Genomic DNA, 10167 nt, shown 5'->3' on the forward strand with positions numbered 1-10167 from the left:
GTACCGGACCGGCGACCTCGTCAAATGGAACGCGCAGTGCGGCATCGAATACATCGGCCGCATCGACCAGCAGGTCAAAGTGCGCGGCTACCGGATCGAGCTTTCAGAAATCGAAGTCCGCCTCGCGCAGCTTGCAGACGTTCATGACGCGGCGGTGACGGCGGTGGAAGACAAAGCGGGCAATACCGCGCTTTGCGCCTATGTCGCACCTCAGCAGGACGATATCGAAGCGCTCAAAGCCGCGCTGAAAGACACGCTTCCGGACTACATGGTCCCTGCGTTCTGGGTGGAAATGGACGAGCTTCCGGTCACCGCAAACGGCAAGATTGACAAAAAAGCCCTGCCGGCGCCGGACATTGAAGCGGGAAGCGCCGCATACAAAGCGCCGGAAACAGAGATGGAGACGCTGCTTTCTGACATTTGGCAGGAAGTGCTCGGACTGGACCAGATCGGCATAAGCGATAATTTCTTCACGCTCGGCGGCGACTCGATCAAAGGCATTCAAATGGCGAGCCGCCTGAACCAGCACGGCTACAAGCTGGAGATGAAAGACCTCTTCCAGCACCCGACCATCGAAGAGCTCGTCTCTTACGTGGAGCGGACGGAAGGTAAGCAGGCCGACCAGGGACCTGTCGAAGGCGAAGCGGAATTAACACCGATCCAGCGCTGGTTCTTTGAGAAAAACTTTACGGACAAACACCACTGGAACCAATCCGTCATGCTTCACGCAAAAGACGGCTTTGATCCGGTTCTGGCGGAAAGAACCCTGCGAGCATTAATCGAACACCATGATGCGTTGCGGATGGTTTACCGTGAGCAAAAGCCGTATTACAGAGGGATTGAGGAGGCGTCTGTTGAACTGAACGTCTTTGAGCTGAACGGACTCAGCGAAGATCATGAAGACCGTATCGAACGGGAAGCAGACCGTCTTCAAAGCAGTATTTCACTGGAAGCGGGACCTCTGCTGAAGGCCGGGCTCTTCCGGGCGGAAGACGGAGACCACCTTCTCCTTGCGATCCATCACTTAGTCGTAGACGGTGTATCTTGGCGGATTTTACTGGAGGACTTCACCTCCGTTTATACACAGCTCAAGCAAGGCAATGACCCGGCGCTGCCGCCGAAAACACATTCATTCGCCGAATTTGCCGAGAGAATCAAAGAATACGCAAATACGAAGGCGTTTCTGAAAGAAGTTGATTACTGGAAAGAGCTTGAGGAGAAAGAAGTGTGCACTCAGCTCCCGAAAGACAGGCAGTCTGGGGATCAGCGCATGAGACATACAAGAACGGTCAGCTTCTCTCTGACGGCTGAACAAACTGAACAGCTGACGACAAACGTCCATGAAGCCTACCACACGGAAATGAATGATATTCTGCTGACGGCGCTCGGACTGGCGCTCAAGGAGTGGACGGGTGAAGACACGATCGGCGTTCATTTGGAAGGCCACGGACGTGAAGACATTCTTGACGGCTTGAATATCACCCGAACGGTCGGATGGTTTACGAGCATGTATCCGATGATCCTTGAGATGAAACACGCCGACGACCTTTCATATCAGCTGAAACAAATGAAAGAAGACATCAGGCATATCCCGAACAAAGGAGTCGGCTACGGCATTCTGCGTTATGTAACGGCGCCTGAGCATAAAGAGAATCTTTCGTTTGAGATTGATCCGGATATCAGCTTTAACTACTTAGGCCAGTTTAATGAGATGTCGGATTCCGGCTTATTTACAAGATCCGATATGCCGTCGGGACAATCGCTGAGCCCGGACACAGAGAAGCCGAATGCGCTTGATATTGTCGGATTTATAGAAAATGGGCAGATGACGATGACGTTTGCCTATCATTCTCTCGAATTTCATGAAAAAACCATTCAATCGTTCAGTGACAGCTTTAAAGGGCACCTCCTGAAAATCATAGATCATTGCCTGGCTCAAGACGGTCCTGAACTTACGCCTAGTGATCTTGGTGATGATGATCTGACGCTTGATGAACTTGATAAATTAATGGAAATTCTCTAACAGAAAAGACAGAGGTGACATATGAGCAAAAAATCGATTCAAAAGGTGTATGCACTCACACCGATGCAGGAGGGAATGCTGTATCATGCGCTGCTTGATCCGCATTCTTCCTCCTACTTCACACAATTAGAGCTTAGGATTCACGGAAGTTTTCAGCTCGAGCTTTTTGAAAAAAGCGTCAATGAGCTGATCCGGACATATGACATCCTGCGAACGGTATTCGTGCACCAGCAGCTTCAAAAACCGCGCCAAGTCGTATTGGCCGAACGGAAGACGAAAGTGCACTATGAAGATATCAGTCAATTAGATGAAGCTCGTCAAACCGAATATATTGAACGCTATAAACGCGACGTGCAGCAGCAGGGCTTTCATCTGGCGAAGGATATTCTTTTTAAAGCGGCGGTATTCAGACTCAGTGAGAAGGAGCTTTATCTCGTCTGGAGCAATCATCATATCGTCATGGACGGCTGGAGTATGGGCGTTTTGATGAAAAGCCTGTTTCAAAACTATGAAGCGCTTCGTGCCGGCCGGCCCGCCGGAGGAAGCCAGGGCAAACCTTACTCTGACTATATCAAATGGCTCGGAGGCCGGGATTATGATGAGGCGGAACAATATTGGAGCAGCCGCTTAGCGGATTTCGAACAGCCAAGCCTGCTCCCGGGCCGTCTGGCAGCGGAAAAGAAAGACTATCAAAATGAAGAATATTCTTTTGTCTGGGATGAAGAGCTGGTTTCGCAGATTCAGCAGACCGCCAACCGGCATCAAGTCACGGGGCCTAACCTGTTTCAAGCGGTGTGGGGCGCAGTGCTCAGCAAATACAACTATACAGACGATGTGGTGTTCGGCACTGTCGTATCAGGCCGTCCTTCAGAAATCAACGGCATAGAAACAATGGCCGGGCTGTTCATCAATACGATCCCTGTCAGAATCAAGATTGACAAAGAAGCAACCTTTTCTGACGTGATGACGGCAGTTCAGAAAAACGCCGTGGAAGCCGAGCGCTATGATTATGTGCCGCTCTATGACATTCAAAAGCGCTCTGCTCTGGACGGCAGCCTTTTGAATCATTTGGTCGCCTTTGAAAACTATCCGCTGGACAAAGAGCTGGAAAACGGGGGCATGGAGGAAAGACTCGGCTTTTCCATTAAAGTTGAACATGCTTTTGAGCAGACGAGCTTTGATTTCAATCTCATCGTGTATCCGGGAAAAACGTGGACTGTCAAAATCAAATACAACGGAGCGGCTTTTGCTCATGATGCCATCGAACGAACGGCGCACCATCTGACCCGCATGATGAAAGCGGCGGTCGGAACGCCTGACGCGCCCGTGCGGGATCTCGGCCTTGTTTCAGGCGAAGAAGAGCGGCAGATTGTTGACGTATTCAATGATACGAAAACGGCGCTTCCGGAAGAGGAGGCCGTTCACCGTTTGTTTGAAGCACAGGCAAACCGGACGCCCGCAAGCATCGCGATAAAAGAAGAGGGGCGCGAATGGACGTACCGTGAAGTGAACGAAGCGGCCAATCGCCTGGCGAGATATCTTGTGAAGAACGGGCTGGAAAAAGGCCGGACCGCCGCTATTATGAACGACCGGTCTGCGGAAACCGTTATCGGCATGCTTGCCGTCCTAAAAGCAGGCGGCGCATATGTGCCGATTGATCCTGCTTTTCCGGAGGACCGTCTCCGCTTTATGGCGGAAGACAGTTCGATTCAGATCGTGCTGACAGTTCAGGACTATCTGGAGCAAGCGGGCGCATTGCAAGTCCCGGTCATCATGCTGGATGAAAGCGCGGATGAAACGGTAAGCGGAACAAACTTGAGTCTCCCTGCCAGCGGAAACGACTTGGCGTATATTATGTATACATCCGGATCGACCGGCAAACCGAAAGGCGTCATGATTGAACACAGAAATATCATCAGGCTCGTCAAACATTCGAATTATGTGCCGGTTCATGAAGAAGACCGCATGGCGCAAACGGGAGCCGTCAGCTTTGATGCCGGAACCTTCGAAGTCTTCGGTGCATTGCTGAACGGAGCTGCGCTTTATCCTGTTAAAAAAGAGACACTGCTTGACGCCGGACAATTCGCCCAATTTCTGAAAGAGCATCGGATCACGACTATGTGGCTGACGTCTCCGCTGTTTAATCAGCTTGCCCAAAAGGATGCCGGCATGTTTAACACGCTCCGGCACCTTATCATCGGCGGTGATGCGCTTGTGCCGCATATTGTCAGCAAAGTGAGAAAGGCATCACCGGAGCTGTCTCTTTGGAACGGCTACGGCCCGACGGAGAATACGACGTTTTCGACGAGTTTTCTCATTGATCAGGACTACGACGGCTCGGTCCCGATCGGGAAGCCGATCGGAAATTCCACTGCGTACATTATGGACGAAAACCGCAACCTCCAGCCGATCGGCGCTCCCGGTGAGCTGTGCGTCGGCGGAAGCGGAGTGGCAAGGGGCTATGTGAATCTGCCTGAACTAACGGAGAAGCAATTTGTCCGCGATCCGTTCAGACCGGATGAAATGATATACCGGACGGGGGACTTGGCGAAGTGGCTTCCGGACGGCACGATCGAGTTTCTCGGCAGAATTGACAATCAAGTAAAGGTTCGCGGTTTCAGAATCGAGCTCGGCGAAATCGAGGCGAAAATCAGCCAGGTGCAGAATGTGACGGAATCTGCAGCTGTGATCCGGAAAAATAAAGCGGATGAAAATGAAATCTGCGCTTACTTTACCGCAGACCGGGACCTTTCACCGGAAGACCTGCGCAAAACACTTTCGGAATCACTTCCTGAATACATGATTCCTGCGCACTTCATACAGATGAGTCAGTTTCCGCTGACGGCGAACGGAAAAATTGATAAAAAGGCGCTGCCTGAACCGCAGACTGAAGCCGTTCAAAAAGAATACGAAGCGCCGAAAACGGAAGCGGAGCAGAAACTCGCGGACATTTGGGAAGGTATTCTCGGGGTAAAAGCGGGTGTGACTGACAATTTCTTCACGATTGGCGGACATTCTTTAAAAGCCATGATGATGACCGCTAAAATTCAGGAGCACTTTCAAAAAGAAGTGCCGATCAAAGTGTTATTTGAAAAGCCGACCATTCAGGAGCTTGCGCATTATTTGGAGCATGAGAGTGAGGAGGAGCAGCAGTTTGAACCGATCCGGCAAGCACCTCATCAGAAGCATTATCCTGTTTCCTCAGCACAGCGCAGGATGTATATCCTTAATCAGCTCGGACAGGCCAGCACGAGCTACAACGTCCCTGCTGTACTTCTGCTGGAAGGATCAGTAGACAAAAACCGTCTTGAAGAGGCCATGCAGGCATTAATCAACCGTCATGAGACACTGCGTACATCGTTTGACATGGCGGATGGAGAAGTCGTGCAGACCATTCATGAAAATGTGAGCTTTCAGCTGGAAACCGCTGAGGGCCGGGAAGAAGATGCGGAAGAGCTGACAAAAGCCTTTATCAGACCCTTTGCGCTCAACCGTGCGCCGCTCGTCCGTTCGAAGCTGATCCGGCTTGAAGCTGACCGTCATCTTCTGTTGATTGACATGCATCACATTATTACGGACGGAAGCTCTATGGGCATTTTCATCGGTGATCTGGCGAAACTTTATCAAGGCACGGAGCTTGCGCTGCCAAAGATTCATTATAAGGATTTTTCAGTCTGGCAGCGTGAAAAAGCAAATCTGGATCAGCACGAGGCCTACTGGCTCGAAACGTTCAAAGGCGATCTGCCGGTGTTGGATCTGCCGCTTGATTTCCCGCGTCCTGCCGAGCGCAGTTTTGAAGGGGAACGCGTCATCTTCGGGCTTGATAAACAGGTGACGGCGCAGATTAAGACATTGCTGGCTGATACGGATACGACGATGTACATGTTCTTGTTAGCCGCTTTTCAAGTGCTGCTGTCCAAATATTCAGGGCAGGAAGACATCATAGTCGGATCTCCGGCAGCCGGAAGACAGCATCCTGATCTCCAAGAGGTGCCGGGCATGTTTGTCAACACAGTCGCGCTTCGGTCGCATCCTGCCGGCAAAAAAACGTTCAAGCAATTCCTGGACGAAGTGAAAACGGCGAGTCTTCAAGCTTTCGAGCATCAAAGCTATCCGCTTGAAGAATTAATTGAAAAACTGCCGTTAACGAGGGACACAAGCCGGAGTCCGCTGTTCAGCGTGTTATTTAATATGCAGAACATGGAGATCCCGTCTCTGCGGCTCGGAGATTTGGAGATTTCTTCTTACTCCATGCATCATCATGTCGCTAAATTTGATCTTTCCTTAGAAGCGGCTGAGCGCGGAGAAGAGGTCGGATTGAGCTTTGATTACGCGAAAGCCTTATTTGCGGACGAAACCATCCGCCGCTGGAGCGCTCATTTTGTCAATCTGATTAAAGCCTGCGCTGAAAATCCGGATATTCAGCTGGCCGAAGCAAGCCTGTTATCTGAACCTGAGCGGGAAGCGCTCCTCTCTGATGAAAAACGTACGGAAGCGGATCTCCCTGAGGGCACTTTTGTTTCACTGTTTGAACGGCAAGCGCAAAAAACGCCTGATCTCACGGCGGTTGCAGGCGGAACAAGTCTGACATACCGGGAACTTGATGAACAGTCGAACCGGTTTGCGCGCCATCTTCAGGCGTGCGGAGCGGGCAGTGAGGACATCGTGGCTATTATGATGGATCGTTCGGCCGACTTGATTACCGCGATTCTCGGCGTCATGAAAGCCGGAGCGGCATTTCTCCCGATTGATCCGGAGACTCCTGAAGAGAGAATCCGCTATTCTCTTGAAGACAGCGGAACGAAGCTTCTGGTCGTCAATGAGAGAAACATGACCGCTGCCGCCGTTTATAAAGGAAAAACGGTCGTAATGGAAGGCGGAGAATGGCGGAACGAAAGCGCCGATCGGCTCGAAACGAATCCTGACGCCGACCAGCTTGCATATATCATTTATACCTCGGGAACAACGGGCAAACCGAAAGGCGTCCAGCTGGAGCACCGCAATCTAGTCAATTATGTCACGTGGTTCAGCCGTGAAGCCGGTTTGACCGAAGCTGACAAATCCGTGCTGCTGTCTTCTTACGCATTTGATCTCGGATATACGGCCATATTCCCGATTCTTCAGGCGGGCGGCGAGCTGCACATTGTGCCGAAAGAGACGTACACTTCGCCTGACCAGCTTGGTGAATATATACAGAAAAACGGCATTACGTATATGAAACTGACGCCGTCATTGTTCCATATGATCGTCAATACTGCCCGTTTTACGGCAGAACGCCGTTTCAGCCCGCTTCGTTTAGTGGTGCTCGGCGGTGAAAAAATCATCACGTCCGATGTCCGCAAGTTTCATGACGTATACGCCCATACTGACTTCATCAATCACTACGGGCCGACAGAAACGACGATCGGCGCCATTGCCGGACGGATCAATATGGAACGGCTTGATCAATATGAGCAGCGTCCCGTCATCGGCCGCCCGATCGCAAATACCGGCGCCCTTGTGCTGGACGGATCAATGCAGCTCGTTCCTCCGGGCGCAAGCGGCGAGCTTTATATTACCGGGAAGGGGCTTGCAAGAGGATATCTTCACCGTCCGCAGCTGACGGCGGAGAAATTTCTCTCAAATCCTTTTTCACCGGACAGCCTCATGTACAAAACAGGAGATGTCGTCCGAAGGCTTTCTGACGGGACGATTGAATTTATCGGCCGCGCCGATGATCAGGTGAAAATCCGGGGCTACCGTATCGAATTAAAAGAGGTTGAAACCGTGCTGTTAAGCGTAAACGGCATTCAGGAGGCGGTCGTTCTCGCAGTCAGCGAAGGCGGACTGCCGGAACTGTGCGCGTACTATAAAGCCGACAGCGAGCTGAAAGGCTCTGAGCTTCGCAAACAGCTTTCCGAAACACTGCCGTCTCATATGCTTCCGGCCTATTTCGTGCAAGTAGACCGCATTCCGCTTACAGCCAACGGAAAAACAGATAAAAACGCCCTTCCGAAACCGGGCGCAAGCCAGACGGCGCAAACGGCTTCAGCCTTGCCGGAAACGGAGCTGGAAGAGAAGCTGTGCCGCATTTGGCAAAAGACTCTCGGTGCGGATACGCTCGGCATCGACGATAATTTCTTTGATTACGGCGGGCACTCTTTAAAAGGCATGATGCTCCTTGCCAATATCCAGGCTGAACTGGACAAAACGGTTCCGTTAAAAGCGCTGTTCGAACAGCCGACGGTCCGTCAGCTTGCCGCATATATCGAGAATTCAGCGGTATCTGAGAAATATCGGATGATCTCACCGGCAGACAGCGCTGACGCGTACCCTTTATCATCCGCCCAAAAACGGATGTACGTCCTGAACCAGCTTGACCGGGACACAATCAGCTACAATATGCCGTCCGTTCTTCTGATGGAGGGAGAAGTCGATATTTCAAGGCTTCAGGAAGCGCTCAATCAGATGATCAATCGTCACGAATCTTTGCGGACGTCCTTTATCGATCAAAATGGCCTGCCGATGCAGCGGATCACAGAACAGGCTGACATCGAACTTCACATCTTTGAAGCAGCGGATGAAGAGAAAGCCGATCTTATCATTCGGGCATTCATTAAGCCGTTTGATTTGAGTGCGGCTCCGCTCATTCGGGCCGCTCTTGTCAGACTGAATGAACGGAAACACCTCCTGCTGCTGGATATGCATCATATTATTGCCGACGGCGTGTCCAGAAGCATGCTGGTCAAAGAGCTCGCTCATCTTTACAAAGGCGGAAGTCTGCCGGCGCCGAGCCTGCATTATAAAGACTTCGCCGTCTGGCAGAATGAACCCGAGCAGGCCGAACGGATGAAAGAGCATGAGCAATATTGGCTCTCCGAGTTCTCTGGTGAGCTTCCTGAACTGAACCTGCCGACCGATTTTCCGCGTCCTCCGGTTCAAAGCTTTAAAGGACAGTCCGTCCGCTTCAGAGCGGGGCGTGAAACGGAAAAAGCGGTGCGTGAATTAATGGAGCAATCGGGAGCGACTCTTCATATGGTGCTTCACGCCGCGTTCCATGTCTTTTTGAGCAAAATCACGGGGCAGCGCGATATCATTATCGGCTCGGTGACTGCCGGAAGAACGAGCGCCGAAGTTCAGGAAATGCCGGGGATGTTTGTCAATACGCTTGCGCTTCGCAATGAAACGAGCAAAGAGCAGACCTTCGCCGGGCTGCTCGAACAGGTAAAACAAACCAATCTCGACGCGCTGGCGCATCAAGATTATCCGTTTGAAGATCTGATCGGAAAGCTTGACCTGCCGAGAGATATGAGCCGAAATCCATTGTTCCAAGTCATGGTGACGACAGAAGATCCGGATAAAGAAACACTGGAACTGGAGAACCTGCGCATCACTCCGTATGAGTCGAACCAAGGCACGGCGAAATTCGATCTGACACTCGGCGGCTTTACGGATCAAGAAGGCCTCGGTCTTCAGCTTGAATATGCGACTGATCTGTTTAAAAAAGAAACAATTGAAAAGTGGAGCGCCGGGTTCCTGCGTATTCTGAAGCAAGCGGCAGAAAACCCGGACAGAAAGCTGCCTGAGATTTCCCTGATCAGCGATGCTGAAAAACAAGCCCTTCTTGACGCTTGGAAAGGAAAAACAATTTCCGTGCCGCGGGACAAAACGGTTCACCGTCTCTTTGAAGAAACGGCCGCCCGCCACGCGAACCGTCCGGCTGTGGCATATAACGGCGCGAAATGGACGTACGGCGAGCTGAACGCAAGGGCGAACCGGATCGCGCGCATTCTCATGGACTGCGGCGTTACGGCTGACGAACGTGTCGGCATTTTGACGAAACCGTCCTTGGAAATGGCCGCGGGCGTACTCGGCGTCCTGAAAGCGGGCGCGGCATTTGTGCCGATTGACCCGGATTACCCGAAAGAGCGGATCAGCTACATTCTGCAGGACAGCGGGGCCAAGCTGCTTCTCACGCAGGAAGCGCTCGACGTGCCGGAAAGCTACAAAGGAGACACGATCCTGCTTGACGGCAGCCGCTCCATTCTGAGCCTGCCGCTTGATGAAAACGATGAAGCGAACCCGCAGACGGAAACAATGGCGGATCATCTCGCTTATATGATTTACACGTCAGGAACGACCGGACAGCCGAAGGGTGTCATGGT

Annotated in this window: 2 protein-coding genes; both read left to right on the forward strand. The window is 51.8% G+C overall.

Going from position 1 to position 10167, the window contains the following annotated elements; translation table 11 throughout:
• The coding region (locus tag AC1DN5_RS18895; protein WP_476982778.1) for a condensation domain-containing protein at positions 1 to 2023 on the forward strand (2023 nt) is incomplete at its 5' end.
• Positions 2024 to 2044: 21 nt separating this feature from the next.
• The coding region (srfAB, locus tag AC1DN5_RS18900; RefSeq protein ID WP_476961523.1) for a surfactin non-ribosomal peptide synthetase SrfAB at positions 2045 to 10167 on the forward strand (8123 nt) is incomplete at its 3' end.

The sequence above is a fragment of the Bacillus sp. 01N42_2 genome, from assembly GCF_056399565.1.